Here is a 26,432-nt window from a genome sequence, read left to right as displayed (position 1 = left end):
TTCTAGGGAGGGAGTCATGCGACTGTTCTGCAGTATTTTGATGCTGTTGTGGCTACTGCCGCTACAGGCTGCAACTCCCTCAGTCTTTGACTACGATATTAAACACTGGACCAGTGCTGATGGTCTGGCCAGTAACTCGGTGCGGGCAGTGACCCAGGATCAGCAAGGCTATCTGTGGTTCGGAACCCTCTATGGTCTGCATCGTTTCGATGGCCAACAATTTGAAGTCTTTACCACTGAAACTCACCCCCACCTTGCCAGCAATGCTATCACACAGTTATTAACCGACAGTGACGGGCGGATTTGGGTCGGCACCAAAGCCGGCTTATCGGTGCTACAACCGCAAGAGCTGAGCTTTGAGCGCTTGCCGTTATTTAATGAAGTTACCTCCTTGATCGAAATGGCTCCGGGTGAAGTCTGGGTGGCTGCAGACCAATTGTTTCAGGTGCAGCAGGGGCAAGTACAAAGGATTGAGCAGGTTAAAACCGTTGTCAGTCAATTAACCCGCCATCAGCAGCAGGTGTGGGTGGTGGCGGCAGAAAGCCTCTATCAACGTGATGCCGATGGTAGCTGGCAGCAATTTGAATTGCCGCCGGAGTTGCGTCAGACACCGGTGTATGACGTCAGTTGGACTAGTGGCGGCGTGATGTTAGCTGCGGAGCCTGGTCTTTACCGACTCACTGCTGCAGGCGTAGTGGCTGAGGCATTGCCGGATAACAGTAAGGTTCCGGTATACCAGGTGTTACAGGATAGCAACGGCGCTATGTGGCTTTCGGCCTATCGGAAATTATTTTACCGGTTTCAGCAACAAGACTGGCAAACTGTGACCGTGCAGGAGTTAGGGAATTATCCCTGGTTTAGTGCGCTGTATCAGGATCAGAATCAGCAACTTTGGTTAACCAGTTTTAGCGATGGTATCTATCGTGCCGGCCTGACCCAAATCCGGCGCTTGCAACCGGCTCCGGATCCGGTGATCCGCAGCTTGGCGCTGACACCACAGGGGCAACTGCTACTGGCAGCGCAGACCGAGTTAGGCGTGCTGAGTAAAGACGGTGATTACCAGCAAATCCTGGCGGCAGAACAGTTGCAAGGACAAACGGTGCACGCGATGTATTGGCCTGAGCCTACAACGTTGTGGCTTGGCTTAGAGCGAGGTTTATTTCAGCTAACACTCGAAAAGGGTAGTTTACAACCTTTATTTCCGGAGCTGCAGGGGCAGGCCGTCAGAGTGATCCAGGGCGCCAGAGCCGGTGGCGTTTGGCTGGGGGCTTTAAAGGGCTTGTATTTCGCAACCGCAACCAAGCTGGAGTATTGGAGTGAAAACGCGGAGCTGGAATCGCGGCAAATCACGGCGCTGGATGAGAGTGAACAGCAGTTATTGGTGGGTACCAGCCGCGGTTTGTATCGCTGGCAACAACAACGTTTAACCCGGCTCGGCTCGGGTACTGCGCTCTATAATGCCTATATTATGGCGATACTGTTGCTCCCCGATCAAACGATACTGGTCAGTACCCTGGATGACGGTATTTTTATTTTGCAGCCAGGGCAGAGCTGGCAGCAGCTACACAGCGGTAATGGCTTGTTACACGGACCTGCGGTCAGTTTTTACTTCCATCAACAAAGCGGTTGGATCTGGATCAGTACGCACAAAGGCATCTTCCGCCTCGAACGTGCCAGCCTAAATCAGTTGCCACAAGAGGGGTATCGTATCGAAGAGGTGCTATCGCCTTTTGATCGTCAGATGGGCTCACTCTCCAGTCGATGCTGTAATGGTGCCGGTCAGGCTAAAGTGGCCTATTGGCAACAACAGCTCTGGTATCCAACTTTAAAAGGCGTGGTAGCAGTACCTGAACAACCACAAGGTACGGCCTTGCCTGATATTCAGTTACGGGTAAAACAGGTCCAAACTCCGCGTTTATATCCGTTAACAGCAACTGAGCGTCGCTTAGTGTTGGAGCAATATGAGCGTAATCTGACCATCAGTTATACGGCTTTGGAGTTTAGCCGGCCGGAAAGTCTGGAGTTTCGCTATCAGCTGCAGGGCTTTGATGAAGAATGGTACAGCGCTGCCGAGCGGCGGGAAGCGGTTTATACCAATTTACCACCCGGTAGCTTTGACTTCGTGGTACAGGCCAAATACCGACATCAGAGCTGGCAGGAAGCGGTGCAAGCACAGCTGCAACTGGTGATCCCGCGCCATTTTGATGAAACGCTGCTATATCGCTTATTATGGCTGGTATTGATTATCAGCTCCTTGTACGGTTTGTTTTGGCTGTACCGGCAGAATGCGCTGTTAAAACAGGAGCAGCTCGAGCGTTTGGTGCGACAGCGGACACAGGAGTTAGAAAACTCCAATCAGCGTTTAAACGAGCTTAATGAAGAGTTGCAGCAACTGACTCATCGCGATAGTCAAACCGGATTACGCAATAGCCGGTTCTTACACGAGCAATTGCCGAAAGACATTGAGCACTTCCAGCGTAATCTGGCCTCACTGCAAGCCCAGGGTAAGAGTATCGCGCTATTGGTGTTGCAACCCGAAGCTTTGGCACCGCTGGTACAACAGCACGGCAAGGGGATTACCGATAGCCTGTTGCAGCATTTTAGCGCAGTACTGAGTCGTGAGACCCGCGGCTCGGATTATGTTGTACGACTGGATAACTGGCAATTTGTCGTGGTGTTCCGGGATATTCCGCTGTCTCAGGTGGGCGCCTACGGTAAAAAACTGGCTGAGCAGCTGTCGGCTTTAACATTAAGTGAAGGCAACAGTCAGCAGCGCCTAAAAGTCTATGGCGGTTATGCGCTTTATCCTTTGCCGCTATTGGGCGGGCAGCTATTGGGGTGGGAAGTGTCGTTGCAACTGGCCAGTCTGTCCGCCAGTCAGCTACTGCAAAATGCCACACCAGGGGTCGCCAGTCTGCAATTTGCCGGGCAGGTTGATGCCTTTGAGTTTGAAGAGAGCACTGATCTAGAGCGGCAGGTGTTAAGGCTGCAGGCTGAAGGCTTAATCTGGTTACAACAGGAATAGCAGGCCCCGGGTGGAGCCTGAGAGTAAGAGCTTATTGATGTGTACTGGTTAGATTTTACTCAGTAAAGCCGAGGCCTGTTGCAAAATACCAGCGCTATCGAGCCCCAGTTCACTATAGATTTCCTGTTGGGTGCCCTGTTTTATAAATTCATCCGGTAAGCCAAGGTTAACCACCTTGCCAGCATACTGCTGTGCCAGCAGAAATTCATTAACCGCAGAGCCGGCACCGCCCATAATGGTATTGTCTTCCACCGTCAGGATGGCCTGATGCTCAGCCATCAGCTGGTGTAACAGCGCAGCATCCAGAGGTTTGACAAAACGCATATCCACCAGGGTAGCATCCAGCGCTTCCGCTACACTCTGACAGGCCGCCAGCAGCGGGCCAAAAGCCAGGATTGCCAGTTGCTTACCCTGACGCACTAACCGGGCTTTGCCGATAGCTAATAGCTCCATTTGCTCGCTAGCTGTGACGCCAGTACCACTGCCGCGCGGGTAGCGCACAGCAGCAGGCCCCGGATACTGATAGCCGGTATATAGCATCTGGCGGCATTCGTTTTCGTCGGATGGCACCATCACCACCAGATTCGGAATACAGCGCATAAAACTGATATCAAAGGCACCCTGGTGGGTTGGACCGTCGGCACCCACGATACCGGCACGGTCAATCGCAAACAGCACATCTAAGTTTTGCAGGGCCACATCATGGATGAGTTGGTCATAGCCGCGTTGTAAAAAACTGGAGTAGATCGCCACCACCGGCTTTAAGCCTTCAATCGCCAGACCAGCAGCCAGAGTGACGGCATGTTGTTCGGCTATCGCGACATCAAAGTAGCGCTTTGGAAAACGTTTGGAGAAGGCCACCAGATCCGAACCTTCGCGCATTGCCGGCGTAATACCTTGCAGCCGCTCATCCTGCTCTGCCATATCGCAAATCCATTGCCCGAAGATATTCGAAAAGCTGGGTTTGCCGGCTTTTTTCTCCGGCTGCTTGTGTTGCGCCGGGTCAAATTTCGAGACCGCATGATAACCAATTGGATCGGCTTCAGCCGGAGCATAACCTTTACCTTTTTTGGTAACGATATGCAGCAGTTGCGGCCCTTTTAATGACCGCATATTGCGGATAGTATCGACCAGCCCCAGCACATCATGGCCATCAATGGGGCCGATATAGTTAAATCCCAGCTCTTCAAAGAAGGTGCCTGGCGTGACCATGCCCTTAAAGTGTTCTTCGGCGCGACTAGCCAGCTCGTGTAATGGCGGCACACCACGCAGAATTTTCTTGCCGCCTTCGCGCAGGCTGGTGTAAAAACTGCCGGATAAAATCCGGGCGAAATACTGATTCAGGGCGCCAACATTCTCAGAAATGGACATCTCGTTGTCGTTGAGAATTACCAGCATGTCCGGTTTAACTTCACCGGCATGATTCAGCGCTTCAAATGCCATGCCGGCAGTGATGGCACCATCACCAATGACTGCGACTACTTTACGCTGACTTTTCGCTTGCCGGGCAGCAATTGCCATGCCGAGGGCAGCGCTAATGGAAGTACTGGAGTGGCCGACTGACAGCACATCGTATTCACTTTCTTCGCGGTACGGAAACGGATGTAAGCCATCTTTCTGGCGGATGGTATGCATGCGATCGCGGCGGCCGGTCAAAATTTTATGCGGGTAAGCCTGATGACCCACATCCCAGATCAGCCGATCAAAGGGGGTATTGTAGACATAATGTAAGGCCACGGTCAGCTCGACTGTACCCAAGCCTGAGGCAAAATGGCCACTGCTCTGACTGACCGTTTTTAATAAAAACTGCCGCAGCTCCTGACTTAGCTGTGGTAATTGCTCCTGCGGCAACTGTCTGAGTTGCTCCGGCAGGTTTGCTTTGTCCAACAGCGGATAATCCGTCATATCAATATGCATAGCTTGTCTACCACATGCCTTGGTTAAAACGTTCTGGCGATTATATAGTGGGCAAAGGCCCGTAATTCACTGGTGTCACCCGGCACGGTATCCAGTGCTGCCAGGGCGTCCTGGTACAGTTGCCCGGCTTTTTGCCTGGCACCTTCCAGACCTAACAAGGCCGGATAGGTTGATTTATTGGCTTTTAAATCTGAGCCCTGCGGCTTACCCAGGGTTGCGGTATCGCTCTCAATATCCAGAATATCATCCTGCACCTGAAAGGCCAGACCCAGCGCGCTGGCATAGGTTAATAATGCTGCTAACACCTGCGGATCCTGGCACGGACTGCAGTAATAGGCCATTTTAACGCTACATTCAATCAGGGCACCGGTTTTCAAGCGATGCATCTGCTCTAACCGGTTTAAATCGATTTGCTGATTGGTCTGAGCCAGATCAATGGCCTGGCCGGCACACATGCCGGCAGCACCGGCTGCTCTGGCTAAGGCGTGCACCATTTTGATCTGGCATGCACTACTGACTTGCTGATAAGGATGCTGGCTCAATATTTCGAATGCCAGAGCCTGTAAAGCATCACCGGCCAGAATGGCTGTGGCTTCGTTAAAGGCTTTGTGGCAGGTCGCTTTACCGCGGCGTAAATCGTCATCATCCATCGCCGGTAAATCATCATGGATCAACGAATAGGTATGCAAGGCTTCAATGGCCATCGCCGGGGCATCTAAATCTTCCAGGCGGGCACCCAACAGTTGCCCGGTAACATAGACCAGATAAGGGCGAATGCGTTTGCCACCAAGTAATAAACTGTACGACATCGCTGGTTCCAACACCGCAGTGTCAGGCAGGCCCTGTTGCATTAATTGCTGAAGTTGCTGTTCCAGACGTTGCTGAAACCTGGGTAAACTGGCAGGGATCAAGTTAGTCTCCCGCCTGCGGGGTAAATGCAGTCAGTTGTTCTTGTTGCTGTTGTTGCAACAGGATTTGCACTTTTTGTTCGGCACTTTGTAATTGCAGTTGGCTGTGTTTAACCAGCGCAATACCACGCTCGAATTGGCTCAGCGCTTGCTCCAGTGTCAGCTCACCTTGCTCCAGCTGTTGCACAATTTGCTCCAGCTCCTGCATGGACTGCTCGAACTGTAACGAATCTGCGTTTTTTTTACTCATGCCACTCCCCAAAAACTGTGCGCAACCTTATCGTAGCAGGCTATTATGGTCAATGCTGCGATACTTGGAAACGACTAAATTGGTATTTTCTGACGATTTATTGCTTAATGTTCGTTAACATAGGTCGATAACTGTACGTTGCCTAAGATAATATAAGCAAACAGCAACCTCTTGAAGCCCACAAGGTGTCTGACGATTAAGGAGTGAGAAGTGGATTTAGCGACGCTAATCGGAATGGTAGGCGCTATCGGTTTTGTCGTGATGGCGATGATTATCGGCAGTGCTGGCGATCCCGGTATGTTTGGTGATTTAGTCTCAGTGCTGATTGTCGTTGGGGGTTCAATTTTTGTGGTGTTGTCGAAGTTTCCGTTAGCCGGATTTTTGGGGGCCGGTAAGGCGGCAGCTAAAGCCTTTATGTTTAAAATTGAGGCGCCGGAAGAACTGATTGAAAAAGCGGTGCAGCTGGGCGACTCGGCCCGCAAAGGCGGCTTTTTGGCGTTGGAAGAAGCTGAGATCCCAAATGCCTTTATGCAAAAGGGCATCAATATGCTGGTCGATGGCCATGATGCCGATGTGGTGCGCGCCACTTTGCAAAAAGATATTGCCTTAACCGAAAAGCGGCATGAAAACGCGATTGCGGTGTTTAAAAGTTTAGGTGATGTGGCGCCGGCAATGGGTATGATCGGCACCCTGATCGGTCTGGTTGCGATGTTATCCAATATGGACGACCCAAAAGCAATAGGCCCGGCGATGGCGGTAGCCCTGTTAACCACCCTGTATGGTGCCTTTATTGCTAACGTCATTGCGATTCCGATTGCAGACAAATTAGCCATTCGAAACCAGCAGGAAAAACTGAACAATATGCTGATTTTGGATGCCGTACTGGGTATTCAGGATGGCCAGAACCCGAAAGTTATCGAGGGTATTTTGCGTAATTATCTGGCGCAGGGTAAACGCGAAGTTGCCGGAGAAGCCGCATGAGTGACATGCCGGAAGAGTGCAAATGTCCACCACCGGGGGCACCAGCCTATCTGGCAACTTTTGCCGATCTGATGTCGCTGTTGATGTGCTTCTTTGTGTTGCTGCTGGCGTTTTCTGAGATGGACGTACTGAAATTTAAGCAGATTGCCGGCTCGATGAAGTTTGCCTTTGGCGTACAGAATAAAATCGAAGTGGACGATATTCCAAAAGGCACCAGTGTGATTGCCATGGAATTCCGGCCGGGGCGGCCGGATCCGACGCCAATTGAGACCATTCAGCAACAAACCATGGAAATGACACAACAGGTGATCGAGTTTCAGGCCGGTGAGGAAGACTCCGCCGGTGGTCGGCAAGAACAACGCGAAGATCAAACCGGTGGTCAGTCAGCGTTAAATGCCGAGGAGCAGGAAGTCGCCGAAGCGCTGGCAGAGGCGGCGCAGGAAAGAGTCAATGAGACGGTTAAAAAGCTGGCGGAAGAGTTAGAGCAACAAATTGTTGATGGTGCTATCGAGTTAGAATCGCTGGGACAACAGATTATTATCCGTATTCGCGAGAACGGCGCTTTCCCGTCGGGCTCGTCGTTTTTACAACCAAGATTCCGCCCTATTGTGCAACAGATTGGCCGGATGTTGGTCGATATTCCGGGGGAGATTACTGTCAGCGGTCATACCGATGATTTTCAGGTGGCTGATGAGCTGCATTTAAATAACTGGGATCTGTCGGCGAAGCGGGCAGTATCGGTTGCATCTGAGCTGATTCGGGCACCTGGTTTTGATCGTAATCGTTTGATGGTGGTGGGGCATGCTGATACCCGGCCACTGGTCCCCAATGACAGCGAATTGAACCGGCGGCGTAATCGCCGGGTAGAAATTGCGATTATGCAAGGCAAACCCAAAGAGTCGGAACCCGTCAGTTTGGAGCCAATCAGTAATCCCGGCTAAACATGTTCTGTTACGGCAGACCGCGAGTTAGCGGTTTGCCGGCTTTTCCGCTATAATGCGCGCCTTTTTTGCTACTGACTGTCAATCATGCTTGAATTTATCATCAAACTGCATCCGGAAATCTCGATCAAAAGTAAGTCTGTCCGCAAACGCCAAACCTTACTGCTGGAACGGAATCTGAAAACGATCCTCAAACAGTTGGATGAGCAGGTTGAGGTATTAAATAACTTTGATCACCTGACAGTGCGTAGCAGCAGGGTTGAACCTGAACTGCGCAGCCAAATGATAGAGCGTTTAAGCTGTATTCCCGGCATTGTCAGTTTCTCACAAATGCAAACCCGCAGTTTTTCCGATCTGCATGATATGTTTGAGCAGGTTGCCGCTGTCTATGAGCCGCAACTGGCCGGCAAAAGTTTTTGTATCCGGGTGCGGCGGCAGGGCAGTCACAGTTTTAGCTCGCTGGAGGCGGAGCGTTATATTGGTGGTGGACTTAATCAGCGCGTGGCCAGTGCCCGCGTGCAGTTAAAAAAGCCGGATCTGACCATCAAGCTCGAAATTAAGCAGGATAAATTTTTACTGGTCAGCGAGAGCTTTGCCGGTATGGGCGGCTTTCCGCTGCCATCACAGTCTGACGTGCTATCACTGATCTCCGGTGGTTACGATTCGGCGGTTGCCAGCTATCTGATGATCCGCAAGGGGTTACGTACCCACTACCTGTTTTTTAACCTGGGTGGTGCGGCGCATGAAGCCGGGGTGCGGGAAATGGCCTTCTATCTGTGGCAAAAATACAGCCTGTCGCACCGGGTAAAATTTGTCAGTGTTGATTTCGCGCCTGTGGTGACGGAGATTCTGGAGAAAGTCGAATCTGGTCTGATGGGCGTCGTTTTAAAACGGATGATGATGCGGGCGGCCAGTAAGGTGGCAGCAGATTTAGGTATCAAAGCACTGGTGACGGGTGAGAGTATTGGCCAGGTTGCCAGTCAGACCATTGCTAATCTGGCGGTAATTGATCGGGTAACCGATACCTTGATCCTGCGGCCACTGATTTATCAGGATAAGCAGGAAATTATCGATCTGGCGAAGCACATTGGCGCGGAAGAGCTGGCCCGCACTATGCCGGAATACTGTGGCGTGATTTCCAAAAGCCCGACGGTGAATGCGGTACTGGCAGAAGTTGAAGCCACCGAAGCCGCCTTTGACAGTACTATTCTGCAGCGTGTCGTTCAGGAGGCTAAGGTGCTGGATATCCGCACCGTAGAATATCAGGCCGAGCAACAGGCCCGTACGGTAGCGGTTGAAGAGGTGCTGCCGGTGGATGCGGTCGTGCTGGATATTCGCGCCCCGGATGAAACCGAGAGCCGACCTTTACAGCTGCACAGTCATCAGGTTTTGGAAATCCCGTTCTTCCGACTGGCAACGCAGTTCCCACAATTGGATCAGAGCAAGCAGTATTACTGCTATTGCGATCGCGGCGTGATGAGCCGTTTGCAAGCGCTACTGCTCCAGGAGCAGGGCTATCAGAATGTGGCAGTTTATCGCCCCTAAGCGGTGCTTGCCAGCGCTTGCCACAACGCCTGATTTGCCGGCACGGCTAAACCATGCCGTGCTGCCGTGTTGACTATGTAGCCAGTGATCGCTGCCAGCTCAGTGCGCCGGCCTACTCTGACATCCTGTAACATGGATGAGTAATTCGCGGCGGTGGCTGCTATCACTTGCTGCACCTGCTGCAGCGTCTCTGCAAGGGGCAGGTGCATGCCCTCGGCTGCGGCCACCACACAGACTTCGCTGACTATCGCTTCGAGCTGAGCCTGGAATTCCGCCGCCGCCAAAGCGCCATTGTTAATGCCATGAATAGCGGTAAGGGGATTAATAGCGGCATTGATAGCCAGTTTGCGCCAGAGTGCCGGTTGAATATCTGCGGTGATGGTCAGTGGCCCAAGCGCCGTATTCAGCCAGGGTTCGACCTTGGGCTGGCTGCTCAGGGCAGTGTCATTTAGCGCTGCCAGCACACTGCTACCGGCACCGGTATGCCTGACACCTGTGGCGGTGCGCATTGCTGCCTGACTGGTGCTGAGAAACCATAAACCCTGATTGACAGTAACATGACGTTGTAAAGTTGCCAGATCCGGCATGCCATTATGGCTAATCACGATTTGAGTGCCGGGCTGCAGAAGTGGCTGCAGCTGTTGTAAACACGGTAAAGCGGCATAGGCTTTAACCGGAATAAACAACAGCTCTGCCGGTCGCTGGCAGGCAGCAAAGTTTAAGCTTTGGCCAGGACCTTGTAATGGATGAAAATCGATCCGAAGCGGGTTTGGCTGACGCAACCACAGATCAACCGCCCAACCAGCCAGTTGGAGTCGGCTAGCTGCCAGTAAGCCGATGGCGCCCTGGCCAACTATGCTGCACTGCGGTTGCGCGGACGCCATAAATGCCAGAGTTTACGGCCAAGATAGAAGGTCAGGACGCCGGCCATATCGGCTACCCAGTCCCAGACGTCACCGTGGCGGCGGGTAAAGTATTCCTGCACCACCTCAATCAGGGCGCCATAAATGCCTAAAAACAGCAGTAACTTCCAGAAAACCGGCCGGAAAGCTTTAAAAAACAACCAGCTGAGTACAAGGAAGATCAGAAAATGCGCCAGCTTGTCGAGGTTAGCAACACCGACGCCAATGCGATGACCACTAAGTTCTGCCAGAAAACCGAAGGTCGATAACAGTAAGACAAACCAGCACAGTACACGATAAAAAGCTTGGGGCACGATACAACCTCCGCGAAAGTCGCTCGGATTGTAGCAGTTTTCTGGGTATAATCACCAGCAAACAGCTTATAGGAGAACAAGATGCCGTCCTTTGATATTGTCTCAGAAGTGGATCAGCAAGAAGTGCTGAATGCCGTTGATAACGCCAACCGGGAACTGCAAACCCGCTTTGATTTTCGTGGTATTACCGCCGAGTTTGCGTTGAAGGATAAAGTCGTCACGCTAACGGCTGAAGCAGAATTCCAGTTACAACAAATGGTCGAGATTTTCCTGACCAAGGCGGTAAAGCGCGGCATTGATATTCGCTCCTTTAAAGAGGGCAGTGTCAGTTTCTCCGGCAAGACCTGTAGTAACGCGTTAAATCTGCTGCAAGGTATTGAAACTGAAATGGCGAAAAAGTTGGTAAAGCTGATTAAAGACAGCAAAGCCAAGGTGCAGGCGTCTATTCAGGGCGAGCAAGTCCGGGTGACCGGTAAAAAACGCGATGATTTGCAAGAAGTGATTGCGCTGGTACGCGGCGCCGAGCTGGAACAGGCGTTTCAATTTACTAATTTTCGCGATTAACTAGACTTCCAGATGTCTGTTGACAATCTGGCGCAGAAGCGTAAACTGCCACGGCTTTTATCTTAGGGTAAAAGCCGTTTTGTTTTCAGGTGCTTTGCCAGCCAGGCAAGGTTAAACGGGAATCTGGTGTAACACCAGAGCTGCCCCCGCAACGGTAACTTACTGTGTTTATTTCAGATGCCACTGTCATAAGTCGCTTACTACAGGCGCTCAGATGGGAAGGCGAAATAGACGGTAGCCCTGTGCTACCAGGTAATAAGCCCGGAGACCGGCCTGAAAATTCCCCTAACCTGATTCACAGTGCGGTGGGCACTGTGTGGAGTGACTATGTTTAAATTCAGTTGGGCAAGCTTAATGCTTGCATCGTCTGCTATGGCGGTAGCGACAGAGCCGGTAGAACGGATCAGTGTCTATGCCAGCCATACGCCCATGTCGGAAAGTGAAGTCCTAGCCAGTGTTACGGTGCTGGAGCTAGCAGATATTCAAGCACGTCAGGCCCGCGATCTCCCCGCTTTGTTAGCGCAACTACCGGGCGTTCAACTTTCCCGGGACGGTGGTCGTGGCCAGAATAGTGGCCTTTATTTACGTGGCGGTAACACCGGTCATACGCTGGTGTTGATCGATGGTATTCGCGCCGGGGCGGCTACCAATGGCTATAAAGCGCTGGCACTGGTGCCGCTTGAACTGGTCGAGCGGATTGAGGTAATCCGTGGTCCACGCGCTGCCTGGTATGGGGCGGATGCGTTAGCCGGCGTTATCGCTATTACTACCCGGCAAAGTGCCGGTGCTGAGCTTAATGCTAATCTTGGTAGTTATGGCCAGGCGGGGGCTGATTTGAGTACCGGTTGGCAGCAAGACCGGCTGCAACTTAATGCATCTCTGGGCTATAGCCGCGCTGATGGTTTTAACGTACGAGAAGATTTAGATCCGGATCGCGATGGCTATCAGCAGCGTTTTGCTAAGTTTGCGGCCACTTATCAAACATCCTTTGGCACCCTACAGGCGCAAGCCGATATCAATAGTGGTAACACCGAATTTGATACCGGTTGGGGCACTGAAGATCAGAGTGCCGTACTGCAGCGCAGTTACCGTCTGGGGTGGCAGCATGATGGCGCGCGCTGGCAACAGCAGGCGCAGCTGAGCCGTATTTACGATCAGGATACCAGCTATGGCCCGGCTTCGCGCAGCCCTTTTATTACTGAACGGGATGAGTTTAGTTATCAGAGCTCGCTGAGTCTGACTGAGCAGCTACAGTGGCACGGCGGCGTCAATTGGTATGCGGAACAGGTCGACCGTTCTGCTGTGCCGTATCTGGAGCAGAGCCGCATCAACCGGGCATTATTTAGCGGTTTGAACTGGCAACAGGCTGGCTGGCTGCTGGAAGGCTCGGCCAGACGCGATCTAAACCAGCGTTATGGTGGTAATAATACCTGGCAAGTGGCGGCAGGCTATCAGTTTGCTGATGGCTGGCTAGTTCGCGCCAGCCGCGGGGCAGCGTTTAAAGCGCCAACCTTTAATGATCTGTATTATCCGGGTAGTGCCAACCCGGAGTTGGCTCCGGAACGGGCCATCGCCGATGAGCTGGCGTTAAGTTACTACACTGATAATGGCAGTGTGCAACTGGCCTGGTTTGCCCGCGATGTCAGCGATCTGATCCAGTTTAATCTGGCGACCTATTTGCCGGAGAATATTAGTCAGGCGCGGATCACCGGTGCCGAGCTGCAGGTGGATGTGACCTTAGCCCAGTTACGGCAACAGTTTGCCTATACCTTTTTGGACACGGAGAATCAGCTCACCAGCGAGCCACTGCCGCGACGGCCAAAGCATAACCTCAATTGGCGTTTGGAATACCAATGGCGGCAGCTTAGCACTTACCTAAGTGCCAGTTACCAGAGTGAGAGTTTTCAGGGGCCCTACGCCAGTCGTAGTTATCTTGGTGGTTATACGCTGTGGGGGCTGGGCGCAGCTTATCCGCTGAGTTCAAAACTCACGGTGCGGGCGAATATCGATAACCTGCTGGATAAAAATTATCAAAGCAGCGATGGTTACAACACCGCCGGCCTGACATTTGGTTTAAACCTGAATTACCGCGCTTTTTAAAGCGGCAAGGCAGGATGTTGGCTAATTTGATAAACGGCGGGCGGCGCAGGCGGCTCGCCGTTTATTTTAACCGCGCTTTAAATTGCTGCCGGAATTGCTGCATCTTAGGCGTAATGATCCAATGGCAATAGCCCTGAGTCGGGTGCTGCCGGTAATAGCCCTGATGATAGGCTTCGGCCGGATAAAACTGACTGGCAGGGCTTAATTCAGTGACGATGCTATCACTAAAAACCTGTGCCCGGCTTAATTCCGCGATAAAGCTTTGCGCTTGCTGCCGCTGTTGCTGATCATGATAAAAAATAACCGAGCGGTACTGGCTGCCAATATCATTACCCTGACGGTTAAGTTGCGTCGGATCATGTAAGGCAAAGAAGATCTGACAAAGCTCTGCAAAACTAATCAGAGCGGGATCAAACCGAACCTGCACCACCTCAGCATGCCCGGTTTGGCCGCTACAGACACTCTGATAATCGGGGTTAGCGGTATGACCGCCCATATAGCCGCTTAATGCTTCGGTTACGCCAGCCGTTTCATTTAACGCGGCTTCCAGGCACCAAAAGCAGCCGGCGCCGAAGGTGGCAAGTTGTTCGGTCATGATGTTCTCCTGATCGTCTGTTGCAGGTTAAACGTAAGCTGCAGTAAGCCAGATAAGGGCGTGTTGACGTTTGCTGCTTGTTTTTGCAGCCGTTTGGCTGGTGTTTATACAAGGCAGAGCTTGTGATGTGTAGTTATTCTACATGAACAAGCGATAACGCAGTAGAAACGCCAGCCAAACGCTGCCCAAAGGGTTCGCGCTGGCGGCGCTTTGCTCTTTGGGGCCTGCATGGATGCAGGTCAGGGGCGAGAGCAGGACGCGGTAGCTTCACTCGTCACTTATTTAGAATAACTAAACTGCGCTCCTCGTTTCGCGATCAAAGCGCCGCCAGTGCGAACAAAATCTAAGCAGCAAACGTCAACACGCCCTAGCATAAGTGAGTAAAGAATGAAGGTTGCAGTAGTAGGGGCAGGGATAGCGGGCTTGGCCTGTGCCAAGCGGCTGACAGAGCTTGGCATGGTGGTGGAGGTGTTTGATAAGGCGCGCGGCCCGGGAGGGCGCATGACTAGTAAGCGCACGACGCATGGGTATCTGGATTTGGGCGCGCAATATTTTACTGCCCGGGAGCCACGTTTTATCAAACAGGTGCAACACTGGCAGCAGCAAGGCGTGGTTGCCCCCTGGTTAGCACCCGTCTGGCAATATCAGCAGGGTAAGTTACAGCCATCTCCAGACTCGCAATACCGGTTTATTGGCGTGCCGGCGATGCACAGCCCAGTAAAACAGCTGGCAATGGGGCTTAACGTACAGTACCAGTGGCAATTGACCAAGCTACAATACGACGCAGCGGGCTGGTGGCTTACTGATAGCCAGGCGCGGCAACTTGGCCCGTTTTCAGCGGTGGTGTTAAGTATTCCTCCGGCCCAGGCGGCGGCTATGCTGCCAGCAGAGCTGGCGGCATCCTTGCCGACTGCCAGCCTGACCCCCTGCTGGGCGGTGAATATTGAACTGGTGGCACCAAGTGGCGTGCCGGCCGGCGGCATCTTTGTTAAAGATCCAGCCTTGCCGGTGAGTTGGCTGAGCCGGCAAAACAGCAAGCCAGGGCGCATGCACAGTGAAAGCTGGTTAGTGCATTTTACGCCGGCATTTAGTCAGCAGCATCTGGAGCAAGACGATAGCTTCTGGCAGCAAAGCGCTGTGACCTGTCTAGCCCAGATTTTATCAGCTGATATCAGCAGCAAATCGATACTTTGCCATCGCTGGCGCTACGCACAAATTAATCCCGCCAGTCAGGCCACAGCAACACAGGCATTAAGCCAGGGCTTATGGCTGGCTGGTGACTGGACTAAAGGTGGCCGGGTAGAGAATGCTTGGTTAAGTGGTATCGACATTGCGGAGCAACTTACCTATGGCTGAACATTGGTTAATCATTGGTGCCGCCGGCGGCATCGCGCAGGGCTTAATTCAACAATTACTGGCTGAGGGACACCGGGTCTCAGCAATCAGTCGGCAGGCCGCGCCTGCGCCACAGCCGCAACTTAGCTGGTATCAGTCAGCCACACCTGCCGATAATGGCGCTGAGGTGTCACCGGAACTAACCGCGGTGTTGCAGCAGGTGTTTAGTCAGGGCGTGACGGCCGTAGTGCTCTGTCAGGGCTGGTTGCATGGTGCCGGTATGCTGCCGGAAAAAAGCCTGAAGCAGCTAACCCGGCAAAGCTTGCAGCAAAGCCTGGAAGTGAACTTATTTAGCGTGGCATTTTATCTGCAAGCGCTACTGCCTTGGCTGCAGAAACAGCCTGGTATTAAAGTGGCGGTGCTGAGTGCTAAAGTGGGCAGTATCAGTGATAACCGCCTCGGTGGCTGGTACAGTTACCGGATGGCAAAAGCGGCACTGAATATGCTGGTAAAATGCAGCAGTATTGAATTAGGCCGCTTTAACAAAAGCGCGGTGTTATTTAGTTTGCACCCCGGTACGACGGATAGCCCGCTGTCGGCACCTTTTCAGCAAAATTTGCCGGCAGGGCAACTAAAAACGCCAGCCGATACAGCCAGCTATTTACTGGCGACGATTCGCGCTGTTAGTGAGGCAGAGACTGGCTTATTAGTTAACTGGGATGGCAAGGTATTAGCTTTTTAGATGCTGGCTGATGACAACGCAATAGCATCATTACGTTTAGCTGTTTTGGCAGGAGATAATGAAAACGGAGGCAGCGGCCTCCGTTTTTCATTAGGGTGTTAACACGAACGGGTGTCGCTTATGGCTTGTTTGGCTCCACAGGCACCACCTCATCGTGTGCGTGTTCGTTCGGGTTTTCCTGCTCAAGGCGTGCTAACTCTCGGCTAAGCGCCTGTGGCGAACCGGTGTTACGGGCCAGTGCGATATACATTACCGGCACCACATAAATAGTGAGTAAGGTTGCAAAGGCCACACCTGACAGGATCACCATACCGATCACCATCCGGCTCTCGGAACCAGGTCCGGTTGCCAGTACTAATGGCAGGCTACTCATGACAGTGGTAAAAGCGGTCATCACAATAGGGCGTAAGCGTTGTGCCGCCGCGCGTTTTACCGCCTCTTCAAAGGCAATACCGGCATCCCGTAGCTGGTTAGCGAACTCGACAATCAAGATACCGTTTTTCGCGACCAGGCCAATCAACATCACCATGCCAATCTGACTGTAAATGTTCAACGTCATGCCAGAGAAATAGAGTCCGGACAGGGCGCCAATCAGCCCCAATGGCACGGTAATCATAATGACCAGCGGGTGGATAAAGCTCTCAAACTGCGCGGCCAGTACCAGATAGGTAATGACCAGTGCCAGAATAAACACCAGCGCTGTCGATTTACCACTTTCCTGGAATAGCAGTGATTCCCCTTTATAATCGATACCAACCGGTGCATCAATTTCGGTACGCACGATATTGTTCAGATATTCCAGGGCTTCACCCAGGCTGTAACCCGGCGCCAAACCACCGGTAATGGTAATGGCTCGCATCCGGTTATAGCGGTTTAAACTGGACGCTGTTGCTTCCTCGCGTAAGGTCACCAGGTTATCCAGTGGAATCAGCTCACCGCTGTTATCAGAACGAATATAAACATTACTGATTTTACTGGGTGCCCGGAAATCGTCGTCCAGACCTTCAATAATCACATCATATTCACGGCCGCGGTCAAGGAAAGTCGTAACCCGCCGGCCACCGAGCATGGCTTCCAGCGCGCGGCCGATGGCGCCGACAGAGATACCGAGATCACCGGCCCGGTCGATATTGATATCGATCAGTACCTGTGGCACGGTTTCTTTATAGTCATGGTCCAGCATCAGTAAGTTTGGATTTTCTGCTGCCTTGGTCAGGATAATATCCCGCCATTGCGCTAACTCAGCATAGGTATTGCCTTGAATAACGAACTGGATCGGTCTGTTACCACCGCCGCCACCACCCAGGCCGCCACGCATAAAGGTAAAAGCACGGACGTCTGGTAATTCATTAATCTTACCGCCGATTTCTGTCACCAGATCCTGAGTACGGCGTTTACCGTTATACCAGTTTTCGGTACCTACGATAGCAATACCGCCGCTATTACCCCAGCCCGGCACCCGGATTAACATGCGGGTCAGCTGGCCATCCTGATAGTAAGGGGTGAGAATATCTTCAATCAGCCGCATGTTTCTGCTGTTACTGGCATAACTGGCGCCTTCGGCCGGGCTCATCATCACAAAGAAGGTGCCGCGATCTTCCTGTGGTGCCAGTTCGCTGGGCAGTAAACGGAAAACCTGATAACTGCCGAGAAAACACAGTACAACAACGATCACAACCGGCCAGCGGGTGTTACAGACAACCGCCAGCTGTCTTTTGTAAGCCTCTTCCAGTTTGGCAAAGGCCTGATGTAACCAGGTGCCTAACTTACTCTCCCGTTTGCGGTGGGTGAGTAGTTTCGAACAGAGCATCGGCGATAGCGTTAGGGCAACCACGCTGGAGAACGCAACGGCAGCTGCCACAGCCAGGGCAAACTCGGTGAACAGTTTACCAAGCTGGCCTTGCATAAAAACCAGCGGGACAAAGACGGAGATTAATACCAGCGTGGTCGCGACAACCGCAAAACCCACTTCGCGGGCACCGCGATAAGCAGCCAGCAGCGGAGCTTCACCTTGCTCAATCCGCCGGTAAATATTTTCCAGTACCACTATGGAGTCATCGACCACCAGGCCGATAGCCAGTACCATGGCCAATAAGGTAAGCAGGTTAATCGAAAAATCGAGCGCAAACAGCACAGTAACTGCTGCCACTAAAGCCACGGGTACGGTAATTGCTGGAATAAAAGTTGCCCGAATATTCCCTAAAAACAGGAAGATCACCAGGATCACCATGCACATAGCAATCCCCAGGGTGTTATAAACTTCTTTAATCGATTCGGCGATAAAGACCGAAGAGTCATAGCCAGGTTCAATAGTCAGGCCTGGTGGCAGATTGGCTTTAATCCGCTCCATTTCAGCGCGGGCGTTACGCACTACCTCCAGCGTATTGGCCTTAGATTGCTTGATAATACCGATACCGAGAATGTTTTTCCCGTCGCTACGGAATTCGCCTTCTTCATCCTCTGCCGCCAGCATCACATCGGCAATTTCAGATAAGCGCACTAAGTAGTTGTTGGCACCGCGTTTAACCACCAAGCGCTCAAAATCCTGTTGGCTGCGGAACGAACGTTCCACCCGCACCGTAAAGTCCCGCTCAAAAGATTTAATATTACCCGCTGGTAACTCCACGTTTTCTGCGCGTAATACGGCTTCTACGTCCTGCACGGTAACACCGCGAGCCGCCATGGCATCACGGTCCAGCCAGATCCGCATCGCATAATCCCGGGCGCCGCCGAATTGTAAACGGGCTACACCATCGACCACTGAAAAACGCTCAGCGATATAACGGTTGGCGTAGTCGGTAAGTTCCAACGTAGTCATATTGTCGCTGTTAAGCAGGAACCAGGCGATAGTATCTTCATCGGCATTCGCCTTGAATACTTCCGGCGGATCGGCCTGATCCGGCAGGTTATTTAAGGCGCGGGACACCCGCTCACGCACATCATTCGCTGCGGCATCGATATCGCGCTCGACATTAAACTCGATGGTGATGCTGGAGCGGCCATTGCGGCTGCTGGAGTTGATACTCTTAATGCCTTCCACCCCGCTGATGCGGTCTTCCAGCATTTGGGTAATTTTGGTTTCGACAATCTCGGCCGAAGCCCCAGGATAGTTGGTATTAATACTGACGATTGGCGAGTCGATATCCGGGTATTCGCGCAGCGGCAACATGCTGAAGCAAACAATACCAAAGATCACCAGCAGCAGGTTGACAACGGTCGCAAAGACCGGGCGTTTTACTGAGGTATCAGATAACCACATACTCAGCTCCCAACTTTACTGATGGTCACGCCGGTACGCACTTTTTGCACACCCTCAACAATAATTTCGTCGCCGACATCCAGACCGGTAACCACTTCCACCCAGCCCGGAATACGTTGACCAATTTCGACTTCTTTTTGCGTTACCCTATTATCGGCGTCAACCACAAATACATATTGGCGGTTTTGCTGCGGCACCAGGGCTTTTTCTGATACCTGCACTACCTCGCGGTTTTCCAATTGCAAGCGGACATTTAGCAGCATACCGGGCCGCAGTTTTAAACTTTCGTTTTCGATGATGCCGTGTACTGTCACCGAGCGGGTTACCGGATCAAGGCGGGTATCAATCGCCGAAACCGTTCCTTTAAACGGAATATTGCCATAAGCGATGTTAGTTACCGTAACGGGCATACCCACTGCTACCTCAGCCAGATAGCGTTCGGCAATACTAAACTGAACCCGCAGCTGCTGCATATCATCCAGTGTGGTAATCACGGTGCCAGCATTAATATAGGCGCCCCGGCTAACCTGACGTAAACCGAGGTGGCCGGTAAAGGGGGCGCGGATGGTCATATCCTGTAACTGCTTACGGGCGGTATCAAGCTGGGCCAGGGTGCTGTTAACCCGGGTTTGTTGCTCGTCAAGTAGAGATTGTGCCGTAGCCTGGGTTGTTGCCAGATTCTTTAAGCGGTCCAGTTGACGTTTTTGCTCACTCAGTACCGCTTCTAACTCTGCTACCCGGGCTTTTTGCTGCACATCATTTAAACGGGCTATCACCTCGCCCTGGGCGACCTTTTTACCTTCGTTCACATTCAATTCGACTAAAAATTCACTGCTGGGTGCGATTAACTGAATAGAATTATTGGCGATCCCAGTACCGATAGCACTGACTTCACGACTCATTGCCTGACTTTGCACCATTGCGGTTTTTACAGCGATAGCACCGCCCGGGCCGCGACCATTTTCGGTACTTTGTTGTGATTGCCAGTACAGAAAGCCAACAAAACAGAGTAGTGCCAGCAAAATGAACCAAATCAAACGAGAATGTAAAGGCGCCAAGGGAACTCCAAAATTAACCAAAAAATCAACTCCTGCTATTGTATGGAAATAAAGCCAATTCAGATTTCCTGTTATCGCAGTCATCAGGGTATTGGTCGTATCAGGCGCTAAGCCGGGAGCTGAAGCGGCGCTGACTTTGTGCTAATCTGCCATTAATAGATGACCGTATGGTGTTTCCGGTCTTTTTGCAGAGGAATTTAGATGTCAGCTTTGGCCTTCTCCGGCTCTGCCAGCAGTGGCGGGGCACGTTTGCTAATCGCCTCAGCGGTATTACTGCTTGGCTTGTTGCTTTACACCGCCTTTTTGGCGCAGCAATTTACCGCCATCCTCGCGATTGCGTATATCGCCGCCTTGCTGGGGCTGTTTCTGGGCTGGGCTAAGCTCGCTGAGCCGAAATACAGTCTGGTGTGTGACGCTGAAGGTGTCCGTTATCAGCATCGTAGCGGCAGTTGGTGTTTACCCTGGTCGGCGTTTAGTTACTGTGCGGTACCGAGTATAGAGGGTAAATCGCTTGCCTATATTGGTTTTAAAGTAACCAATATTGACGCCCTGCTCACCGGCTTGCCGGTGCGGTTGGCAGTGAAAATTATGACAGAGCAACGGCCGCTTTATCTGGAAGCCGTGCGTCAAAGTTGCAGCAGCGGCCAATGCGCAACGGAGTTATTGCGCGAAAAAGACCAGTATAAAACGTCCGTCGCGGTCTATGAGGGTGTTAAGGCGGTGTTCGCGCAGCGGATGCTGCGGTTAGCTGCCGCGACCGGACTGGAGTTGATGGTACCGGTTAATGTCGCGCCGGAGCAGGCGGAAAGCTGGTGTCGGGCGATTAATAAACAGCGTCTGACGCAGCTGCAAGATCCAAACTAGACAGTCAGGAAGGCCTGTATCATAATACGCTTAAATTAGTCACGTGGCAGAGCAGTAATGAATAATTATGAAAAAGCTTTTCTGGTAAGCGGCCGGAACACCATCATTCATAAGAATAAAAAGTTGGATCTGATTATCATCAATGATGATATTGATCCACCTTTAATCGTTACACGGCATGGTGTAAAAGAGTTCACTGACGAGGTGCCTGCCAGTAAGCTGGAAGCAAAAGAGCGTTATCTGGAGCTGGTTGATGTCTCGAGCGTTGACGTCTTCGGCGAGACCAAAACCCTGCTGTTTATTCAGGCGCTGAATAATAAAGAGTACAAGGTAGACTTCACTAAAAGAGGTACTGATATGTTTATCCGGGTACATCAGGATAACTATATCTGAATTCTTTTGGGGTATTCCGCTGTTATCGCCGCCCGAAGCAGAAACAGCGCTTGCCTTTCCAATGAATTTTTGGTTCATTAGCAGTTAAATTACACAGAATGTTGGTTGATGCTGCGATGAACCTGGTTATGCCTCCAGCTTCTTGCAAATTACCGGGTACAGGTCCCGGTGCGTCATGTTCTGTGATTCCCTTGAAGTAATGGGACTGCACCATGGAATTCGCTGAGCACAATAACAATATTATAATCAAAGTGCCGGTTACTGCCGAACCACTTAATGCGGCGACGATCAAGCAAGGGTTACAAGATGCTGGTTTTGGTCGCTGCTTTTTACTGCAAAATCAATTAGAAAATTTGCTGGTGGAATACCAGCAGTTACAGCAAAAAGTCAAAGCCTTAACCCTGGCCGAGCGTGCTAAGGTATTGAGCTATCCACTGGCCGAAAAACGGGCCGCTCAACTTAGCTTTGAACTCTCCGATGATAAAATGACCGCCTGGGCAATTATTACCGCAGCCTGGGGTGGTAATCCAATCTCCGCCAATGAGTTAGTGAAGGCCGCGCAGCAGTTCGGGATTATTTTTGGTTTTAATAAAGAACAAATAATTCAACTGGTGCAGCAAGCCAGCCGGGCTGAGCCTGGCAGCCGCTTAAAAATTGATATCGCCCAGGGCCGACCGGTAAAAGATGGTAAGAACTCCTGGTTTGAACCCTTGATTCCTGACATGGTGCGGCGACGCAACCAACCACTGGTGGAATCGGAGGCTAAAGCCGACTTGCGTGATTTTGGTGCTATTCCATCGGTTGCCAAAGGCCAGCCGTTGATGCGACGGCATCCGCCAACTGCCGGCGAGGCCGGTGTGGATGTGACAGGCGTGATCACGGCACCCACACCCGGTGTGGCTATCGAATGGCAATTAGCTGACGGGGTAGAACTGAGTCCGGAGAACGCGGATATACTGTTAGCGGCGAAAGATGGCTTGCCACGTGCCATCGATAATGGGGCGACTGTGGATGATGTGTTTACCGTCAAAAATGTCGATTTGGCGTCCGGACATATTATTTTTAAAGGCTCGGTAGTGATCAATGGTAATGTGATCTCCGGCATGAAAGTGGTGGCAGGCGGCAATGTTTTTGTAAAAGGGGTAATGGAAGGCGCCTTGATTGAAGCCGGTGGCGATATCACTGTAATGGGTTCGATTATTGGCCATCAGTTAAATAATCCGGGGGCCGCTGAAGCCGAATACAGCACAGTGCTGAAAGCCGCCGGCGATATTCATTGCAATATTGCTCAGTACTCAGCCTTTAATTGTCAGGGGGAGTTACAGGCCAATAAGTACTTAATGCACTGTCAGGTAGAAGCCGAGCGTGTCACCGCGGGCACTCCGGACAAATTAACTGGCAAGGTCGTTGGTGGTCATTACTTGTTAGGTCAGACACTACATTGTGGTCAACTTGGATCTCCTTCCAGCGGCGTGGTGTTTGTTAAATTAAACCGGCGTTTAAATCCATTATTCGAGCAACAAGAGACGATTCGCGCTCAGTTAGCGCCGATCAGAGTGTTAATGGATGAAATCAAACAGAGAATCGACAAGCAGAAAAAACTGCTCGCCGGGCAGGTCGACGAAACGTTAAAACGTTTAGAGCAGGAGTTTGAGGACCAAAAACAATTGGCGAAAACCCTGATTAATGAGGTGCGGGAGCTGGAAGAACAACGGCTGCAGATAGTGCCGCAGTTACACGTGAAAGTAAGCCAACAGCTATTTTCTGCGGTGGAGTTTCAATTTGGCAAAGAGATTATTCGCAGTCGCCGGGAATATGGGCCATCACTGGTTGCGGTCCAGGACGGTCACCCTGCGATCAATCCATTGTAGTAATGCGACCAAGCGGTACCCCGCTGCGATAGCGGGGGCTGTGCCGGAGACACTTTTTTTCTAAGCTGTCATAGACCCTGTTTATCGAGATACTGTTGTGCGATTTCTGCTAGTGTGCTGCTTCTTTCTAATTAGTTTGCCGTTGCAAGCTAACTGTAATATGGCATTCCGATACGGGGTGCTGATTTCGCCTGAGCATATCAGGGTAATGCAAAATAATCGCACCTTTGTCCAAATCAATCACGATCAACAGCTATTTATTAAAGGTGAATGGCAGCAGTTAGATGCCGACACGCAGCAACTGTTGCAACTATATGCGCATGGCTTGCGCAAATTTGTACCGGAAATTGTAAGCCTGGCAGTGGATGGCGTAGAGGTTGGCTTATCCAGTATCGAAGCGATGCTTGCCGGCGTGGGCAACAAGTCGCAACAAGCTGAATGGCGGGCGCTGATCCGCGAGACGACGTTTCAGTTTTTATCCCGTTTTGTCCGCACCGGCGACCATTTTTATCTGGCACCACAGAGCCTGAATGAGCTGGATAATTTCCTGAATGGCGAGCTTAAGCCACAATTAACCATGCTAGCCCGCCATACTGTTGGCGCGGTCTGGGGCGCGTTACGTGATGCGCTGCGCCAGTCAGACAGTAATTTTGAAAAAGCCGATAGTCAGGATTGGCAATCAGTAAATCAGCTGATGGATAAGATTACGCTGGGTATGGATCAAAAAATGGTCGAGCTGGAGGCAAAATCGGCGCTGTTTTGCCAGCGGATGCAAGAGCTTGATGAAATAGAGAGCAAACTGCAACAACGTTTACCTGCATTAGTCGAATACGACGTCGTAGTAGAAAAAGCGACGCCTTAACAGCGTCAACAGTTACGCTCAGACGACGCCGTACTCATCTGTTAACGACAGTGGCATCGCATTATCGACTTCGTCACTGATGGCATCCAGGGTTTTTTCTGCTTCCGCCAGCGAGCTGACTTCGGCAATATGAAATAAGGCCTCCCCCTCATTGACCAGCGGCAGGTTGGTGCGGCCGATAATGACCCCGGACAGCGTTGCGGTAACGGCCACTTCAAAATCGGAGTAGGGCGAGTAAATATGCGCCAGCAAATCGCCTTGCTGTACCGTTTGCCCCAGACTAACGTAATAGCGGGCAATGCCGTCATGCTCAGCGCGCACCCAGCTACTTTTCTTGGAAAATAACGAACGCGTTTTACCCAGCCGTTTGCCGCGGCTCAGCATGCCCAATTGTTGCATCACATTAACGATACCCCTAACGCCGATTTTGATCGATTGTTCGTCAAAGCGCAGCGCTTCGCCTGCTTCATACAGCAAAATCGGAATGCCCAGGTTGTTTGCCGTACCACGCATAGTGCCGTCACGACTGGCTGCTTTAATAATAATAGGGGCGTTAAAGCTCTCTGCCATACTCAGCGCCACTTTGTCTTTGGCACTGGCGCGCACCTGAGGCAGGTTACTCCGGTGAATGGCGCCGGTATGCAGATCGATGGCGTGTGTACATTTGCGTAAAATTTGTTCGGTAAACTGAAAGGCCATCCGGCTACCCAGCGAGCCTTTTTCGCTACCGGGGAAACTGCGGTTTAAATCCCGGCGATCCGGCAGGTAACGCGACTGTTGTACAAAACCATAGGTATTAACAATGGGTACCACTACTAATGTACCCCGTAGCCGATTTAAACGCGGTACTTTCAGTAAGCGGCGGCAGATTTCAACGCCGTTAATTTCATCACCGTGCAGGGCTGCGGTCACCAGTAAGATTGGCCCATCCTGACGGCCATGCACCACATGAGCGCCGATATTCAGTTCAGTGTGGGTGTAAAGTTTGCCAAACGGGATATCCACAACTGCCCGGCTGCCGGGGGGGATCTGGCTGTCGCCGAGGAAAAAAGACGCGCGTTGCTCAGTCATTAGCCGGTTCCTTTGGTTTTGGCCGGCTTGCGGCCTTTAAAACTGCTGACCCGTTTTTCCAGATGCTGAATAATGGCGCCGGCGACATCTTTGCCAGTAGCGCTCTCTATACCCTCCAGACCCGGAGAGCTGTTGACTTCCATTACCACCGGGCCATGATTTGAACGCAACAAGTCTACACCAGCCACATCCAGCCCCATGGTTTTGGCCGCTGCCAGTGCAGTACGGCGTTCCTCCGGCGTCAGGCTGACTTTGGTCGCGGTTCCACCACGGTGCAGATTGGAGCGAAACTCGCCGGCTTTAGCCTGGCGCTTCATGGCCGCGACGACCTTATCGCCGACCACAAAACAGCGAATATCGGCGCCATTGGCTTCTTTAATATATTCCTGTACCAAAATATGTGCGTTAAGCCCCATAAAGGCGTCAATCACACTCTCGGCGGCAGTGCGGGTTTCAGCCAGCACCACACCGATACCCTGAGTCCCTTCGAGTAATTTAATCACCAGCGGCGCACCACCCACCATATCAATCAAGTCAGGGATATCGCCAGGCTTATCGGCAAAGCCGGTAACAGGTAAGCCAATACCCTGACGGGCTAATAATTGTAGTGAGCGTAACTTATCGCGGGCACGGCCAATTGCCACGGACTCATTCAGCGCATACACCCCCATCATTTCAAATTGGCGCAATACCGCGGTACCATAAAAGGTGATTGAGGCGCCAATGCGTGGGATCACCGCATCAAAGCCCTCCAGTACCTCGCCTTTATAATGAATAGACGAGTTGATACGGTTGATATTCATATAACACATTAAGGGATCAATGACCCTTACTTCATGTCCGGCCAGAGTGGCGGCTTCCACTAAACGCTTGGTTGAGTAAAGCTCTGCGTTGCGCGATAAAATCGCTATTTTCATATCGGCTCCTGTTCCGCG

General features: G+C 51.8%; 22 protein-coding genes and 1 riboswitch. Of the genes, 12 read left to right on the top strand and 10 right to left on the bottom strand.

The window, feature by feature from the left end:
* Positions 1–16: 16 nt before the first annotated feature.
* Positions 17–3,025: a two-component regulator propeller domain-containing protein gene (locus AGRI_RS06320; protein ID WP_008984157.1), complete on the top strand. Its 3,009-nt coding sequence runs from the start codon at positions 17–19 to the stop codon at positions 3,023–3,025.
* Positions 3,026–3,073: 48 nt separating this feature from the next.
* Here the strand turns inward: AGRI_RS06320 and dxs are convergent, their stop codons facing one another.
* From dxs to xseB, 3 genes are read right to left on the bottom strand one after another with little or no spacing between them, the layout of a single operon-like run.
* The gene (gene dxs / locus AGRI_RS06315) at positions 3,074–4,942 is read right to left on the bottom strand and encodes a 1-deoxy-D-xylulose-5-phosphate synthase (protein WP_008984156.1); all 1,869 of its coding nucleotides are present in this window, start codon (positions 4,940–4,942) and stop codon (positions 3,074–3,076) included.
* Positions 4,943–4,965: 23 nt separating this feature from the next.
* Entirely contained in the window at positions 4,966–5,853 is an 888-nt protein-coding gene (gene ispA, locus AGRI_RS06310) for a (2E,6E)-farnesyl diphosphate synthase (protein WP_008984155.1), read from the bottom strand.
* A gap of 1 nt (position 5,854) precedes the next feature.
* Positions 5,855–6,100, bottom strand: a complete 246-nt coding sequence (gene xseB, locus AGRI_RS06305; RefSeq protein WP_008984154.1) for an exodeoxyribonuclease VII small subunit — start codon at positions 6,098–6,100, stop codon at positions 5,855–5,857.
* Positions 6,101–6,310: 210 nt separating this feature from the next.
* On the opposite strand from xseB, the gene pomA reads away from it, so the two are divergent.
* The 3 genes from pomA (at position 6,311) to thiI (ending at position 9,567) form a co-directional block, all read left to right on the top strand.
* Positions 6,311–7,081, top strand: coding sequence for a flagellar motor protein PomA (pomA, locus tag AGRI_RS06300; protein WP_008984153.1), 771 nt, complete (start codon positions 6,311–6,313; stop codon positions 7,079–7,081).
* Positions 7,078–8,022 carry a flagellar motor protein MotB gene (locus AGRI_RS06295; RefSeq protein WP_008984152.1) on the top strand — a complete coding sequence of 315 codons (945 nt, stop codon included), beginning with the start codon at positions 7,078–7,080 and terminating at the stop codon, positions 8,020–8,022. The genes pomA and AGRI_RS06295 overlap by 4 nt, the downstream gene beginning before the upstream one ends.
* Positions 8,023–8,109: 87 nt before the next feature.
* The gene (gene thiI, locus AGRI_RS06290) at positions 8,110–9,567 is read left to right on the top strand and encodes a tRNA uracil 4-sulfurtransferase ThiI (RefSeq protein ID WP_008984151.1); all 1,458 of its coding nucleotides are present in this window, start codon (positions 8,110–8,112) and stop codon (positions 9,565–9,567) included.
* On the opposite strand, the gene AGRI_RS06285 is transcribed toward thiI, so the two are convergent.
* Positions 9,564–10,451, bottom strand: coding sequence for a ketopantoate reductase family protein (locus tag AGRI_RS06285; RefSeq protein WP_008984150.1), 888 nt, complete (start codon positions 10,449–10,451; stop codon positions 9,564–9,566). The genes thiI and AGRI_RS06285 overlap by 4 nt on opposite strands.
* The gene (locus AGRI_RS06280; RefSeq protein ID WP_008984149.1) at positions 10,421–10,783 is read right to left on the bottom strand and encodes a VanZ family protein; all 363 of its coding nucleotides are present in this window, start codon (positions 10,781–10,783) and stop codon (positions 10,421–10,423) included. The genes AGRI_RS06285 and AGRI_RS06280 overlap by 31 nt, the downstream gene beginning before the upstream one ends.
* Positions 10,784–10,864: 81 nt before the next feature.
* Here AGRI_RS06280 and AGRI_RS06275 point away from each other — a divergent pair, with 81 nt between their 5' ends.
* Positions 10,865–11,347, top strand: coding sequence for a YajQ family cyclic di-GMP-binding protein (locus AGRI_RS06275; protein ID WP_008984148.1), 483 nt, complete (start codon positions 10,865–10,867; stop codon positions 11,345–11,347).
* A 70-nt stretch (positions 11,348–11,417) separates the two neighbouring features.
* Positions 11,418–11,638: riboswitch (cobalamin riboswitch) on the top strand.
* Positions 11,639–11,674: 36 nt separating this feature from the next.
* Positions 11,675–13,447, top strand: a complete 1,773-nt coding sequence (locus AGRI_RS06270; RefSeq protein ID WP_008984147.1) for a TonB-dependent receptor domain-containing protein — start codon at positions 11,675–11,677, stop codon at positions 13,445–13,447.
* A gap of 61 nt (positions 13,448–13,508) precedes the next feature.
* Here the strand turns inward: AGRI_RS06270 and msrA are convergent, their stop codons facing one another.
* The gene (msrA, locus tag AGRI_RS06265) at positions 13,509–14,042 is read right to left on the bottom strand and encodes a peptide-methionine (S)-S-oxide reductase MsrA (RefSeq protein ID WP_008984146.1); all 534 of its coding nucleotides are present in this window, start codon (positions 14,040–14,042) and stop codon (positions 13,509–13,511) included.
* A gap of 387 nt (positions 14,043–14,429) precedes the next feature.
* Between msrA and AGRI_RS06260 the strand changes: the two genes are divergently transcribed.
* On the top strand, positions 14,430–15,398 hold the full coding sequence (locus AGRI_RS06260) for an NAD(P)/FAD-dependent oxidoreductase (RefSeq protein ID WP_050979282.1): 969 nt from the start codon (positions 14,430–14,432) through the stop codon (positions 15,396–15,398).
* Positions 15,391–16,119, top strand: coding sequence for an SDR family NAD(P)-dependent oxidoreductase (locus AGRI_RS06255; protein ID WP_008984144.1), 729 nt, complete (start codon positions 15,391–15,393; stop codon positions 16,117–16,119). The genes AGRI_RS06260 and AGRI_RS06255 overlap by 8 nt, the downstream gene beginning before the upstream one ends.
* A gap of 118 nt (positions 16,120–16,237) precedes the next feature.
* Here the strand turns inward: AGRI_RS06255 and AGRI_RS06250 are convergent, their stop codons facing one another.
* Positions 16,238–19,378 (bottom strand): efflux RND transporter permease subunit, encoded by a 3,141-nt coding sequence (locus tag AGRI_RS06250; protein WP_008984143.1) that lies wholly within the window; start codon positions 19,376–19,378, stop codon positions 16,238–16,240.
* 2 nt (positions 19,379–19,380) lie between these two features.
* The gene (locus AGRI_RS06245) at positions 19,381–20,436 is read right to left on the bottom strand and encodes an efflux RND transporter periplasmic adaptor subunit (protein ID WP_156808360.1); all 1,056 of its coding nucleotides are present in this window, start codon (positions 20,434–20,436) and stop codon (positions 19,381–19,383) included.
* Positions 20,437–20,637: 201 nt separating this feature from the next.
* Between AGRI_RS06245 and AGRI_RS06240 the strand changes: the two genes are divergently transcribed.
* The 4 genes from AGRI_RS06240 (at position 20,638) to AGRI_RS06225 (ending at position 24,426) form a co-directional block, all read left to right on the top strand.
* Positions 20,638–21,300, top strand: coding sequence for a DUF2982 domain-containing protein (locus AGRI_RS06240; protein WP_008984141.1), 663 nt, complete (start codon positions 20,638–20,640; stop codon positions 21,298–21,300).
* Between the two features lie 57 nt (positions 21,301–21,357).
* Positions 21,358–21,693: a hypothetical protein gene (locus tag AGRI_RS06235; protein WP_008984140.1), complete on the top strand. Its 336-nt coding sequence runs from the start codon at positions 21,358–21,360 to the stop codon at positions 21,691–21,693.
* Positions 21,694–21,905: 212 nt separating this feature from the next.
* Positions 21,906–23,564, top strand: a complete 1,659-nt coding sequence (locus AGRI_RS06230) for a FapA family protein (protein ID WP_008984139.1) — start codon at positions 21,906–21,908, stop codon at positions 23,562–23,564.
* A gap of 160 nt (positions 23,565–23,724) precedes the next feature.
* Positions 23,725–24,426: a DUF2884 family protein gene (locus AGRI_RS06225; protein ID WP_040291536.1), complete on the top strand. Its 702-nt coding sequence runs from the start codon at positions 23,725–23,727 to the stop codon at positions 24,424–24,426.
* Positions 24,427–24,444: 18 nt separating this feature from the next.
* Here the strand turns inward: AGRI_RS06225 and AGRI_RS06220 are convergent, their stop codons facing one another.
* Positions 24,445–25,497 (bottom strand): succinylglutamate desuccinylase/aspartoacylase family protein, encoded by a 1,053-nt coding sequence (locus AGRI_RS06220; RefSeq protein ID WP_008984137.1) that lies wholly within the window; start codon positions 25,495–25,497, stop codon positions 24,445–24,447.
* Complete coding sequence (gene rimK / locus AGRI_RS06215; RefSeq protein WP_008984136.1) at positions 25,497–26,414, bottom strand: 30S ribosomal protein S6--L-glutamate ligase; 918 nt, start codon at positions 26,412–26,414, stop codon at positions 25,497–25,499. Before rimK ends, AGRI_RS06220 begins: the two co-directional genes overlap by 1 nt.
* Positions 26,415–26,432: the final 18 nt, after the last annotated feature.

This window comes from Alishewanella agri BL06, assembly GCF_000272005.1.
GTDB classification, from domain to species: Bacteria; Pseudomonadota; Gammaproteobacteria; order Enterobacterales; family Alteromonadaceae; genus Alishewanella; species Alishewanella agri.
This window is presented reverse-complemented; position numbering and strand designations above follow the sequence as displayed.

Excerpts from the sequence above, each read along its gene's own strand:
- AGRI_RS06320 (WP_008984157.1), top strand. The coding sequence starts at position 17 with ATGCGACTGTTCTGCAGTATTTTGATGCTGTTGTGGCTACTGCCGCTA.
- dxs (WP_008984156.1), bottom strand. The coding sequence starts at position 4,942 with ATGCATATTGATATGACGGATTATCCGCTGTTGGACAAAGCAAACCTG.
- xseB (WP_008984154.1), bottom strand. The coding sequence starts at position 6,100 with ATGAGTAAAAAAAACGCAGATTCGTTACAGTTCGAGCAGTCCATGCAG.
- AGRI_RS06295 (WP_008984152.1), top strand. The coding sequence starts at position 7,078 with ATGAGTGACATGCCGGAAGAGTGCAAATGTCCACCACCGGGGGCACCA.
- thiI (WP_008984151.1), top strand. The coding sequence starts at position 8,110 with ATGCTTGAATTTATCATCAAACTGCATCCGGAAATCTCGATCAAAAGT.
- AGRI_RS06285 (WP_008984150.1), bottom strand. The coding sequence starts at position 10,451 with ATGGCGTCCGCGCAACCGCAGTGCAGCATAGTTGGCCAGGGCGCCATC.
- AGRI_RS06275 (WP_008984148.1), top strand. The coding sequence starts at position 10,865 with ATGCCGTCCTTTGATATTGTCTCAGAAGTGGATCAGCAAGAAGTGCTG.
- AGRI_RS06270 (WP_008984147.1), top strand. The coding sequence starts at position 11,675 with ATGTTTAAATTCAGTTGGGCAAGCTTAATGCTTGCATCGTCTGCTATG.
- msrA (WP_008984146.1), bottom strand. The coding sequence starts at position 14,042 with ATGACCGAACAACTTGCCACCTTCGGCGCCGGCTGCTTTTGGTGCCTG.
- AGRI_RS06260 (WP_050979282.1), top strand. The coding sequence starts at position 14,430 with ATGAAGGTTGCAGTAGTAGGGGCAGGGATAGCGGGCTTGGCCTGTGCC.
- AGRI_RS06255 (WP_008984144.1), top strand. The coding sequence starts at position 15,391 with ATGGCTGAACATTGGTTAATCATTGGTGCCGCCGGCGGCATCGCGCAG.
- AGRI_RS06250 (WP_008984143.1), bottom strand. The coding sequence starts at position 19,378 with ATGTGGTTATCTGATACCTCAGTAAAACGCCCGGTCTTTGCGACCGTT.
- AGRI_RS06240 (WP_008984141.1), top strand. The coding sequence starts at position 20,638 with ATGTCAGCTTTGGCCTTCTCCGGCTCTGCCAGCAGTGGCGGGGCACGT.
- AGRI_RS06235 (WP_008984140.1), top strand. The coding sequence starts at position 21,358 with ATGAATAATTATGAAAAAGCTTTTCTGGTAAGCGGCCGGAACACCATC.
- AGRI_RS06230 (WP_008984139.1), top strand. The coding sequence starts at position 21,906 with ATGGAATTCGCTGAGCACAATAACAATATTATAATCAAAGTGCCGGTT.
- AGRI_RS06225 (WP_040291536.1), top strand. The coding sequence starts at position 23,725 with ATGGCATTCCGATACGGGGTGCTGATTTCGCCTGAGCATATCAGGGTA.
- AGRI_RS06220 (WP_008984137.1), bottom strand. The coding sequence starts at position 25,497 with ATGACTGAGCAACGCGCGTCTTTTTTCCTCGGCGACAGCCAGATCCCC.
- rimK (WP_008984136.1), bottom strand. The coding sequence starts at position 26,414 with ATGAAAATAGCGATTTTATCGCGCAACGCAGAGCTTTACTCAACCAAG.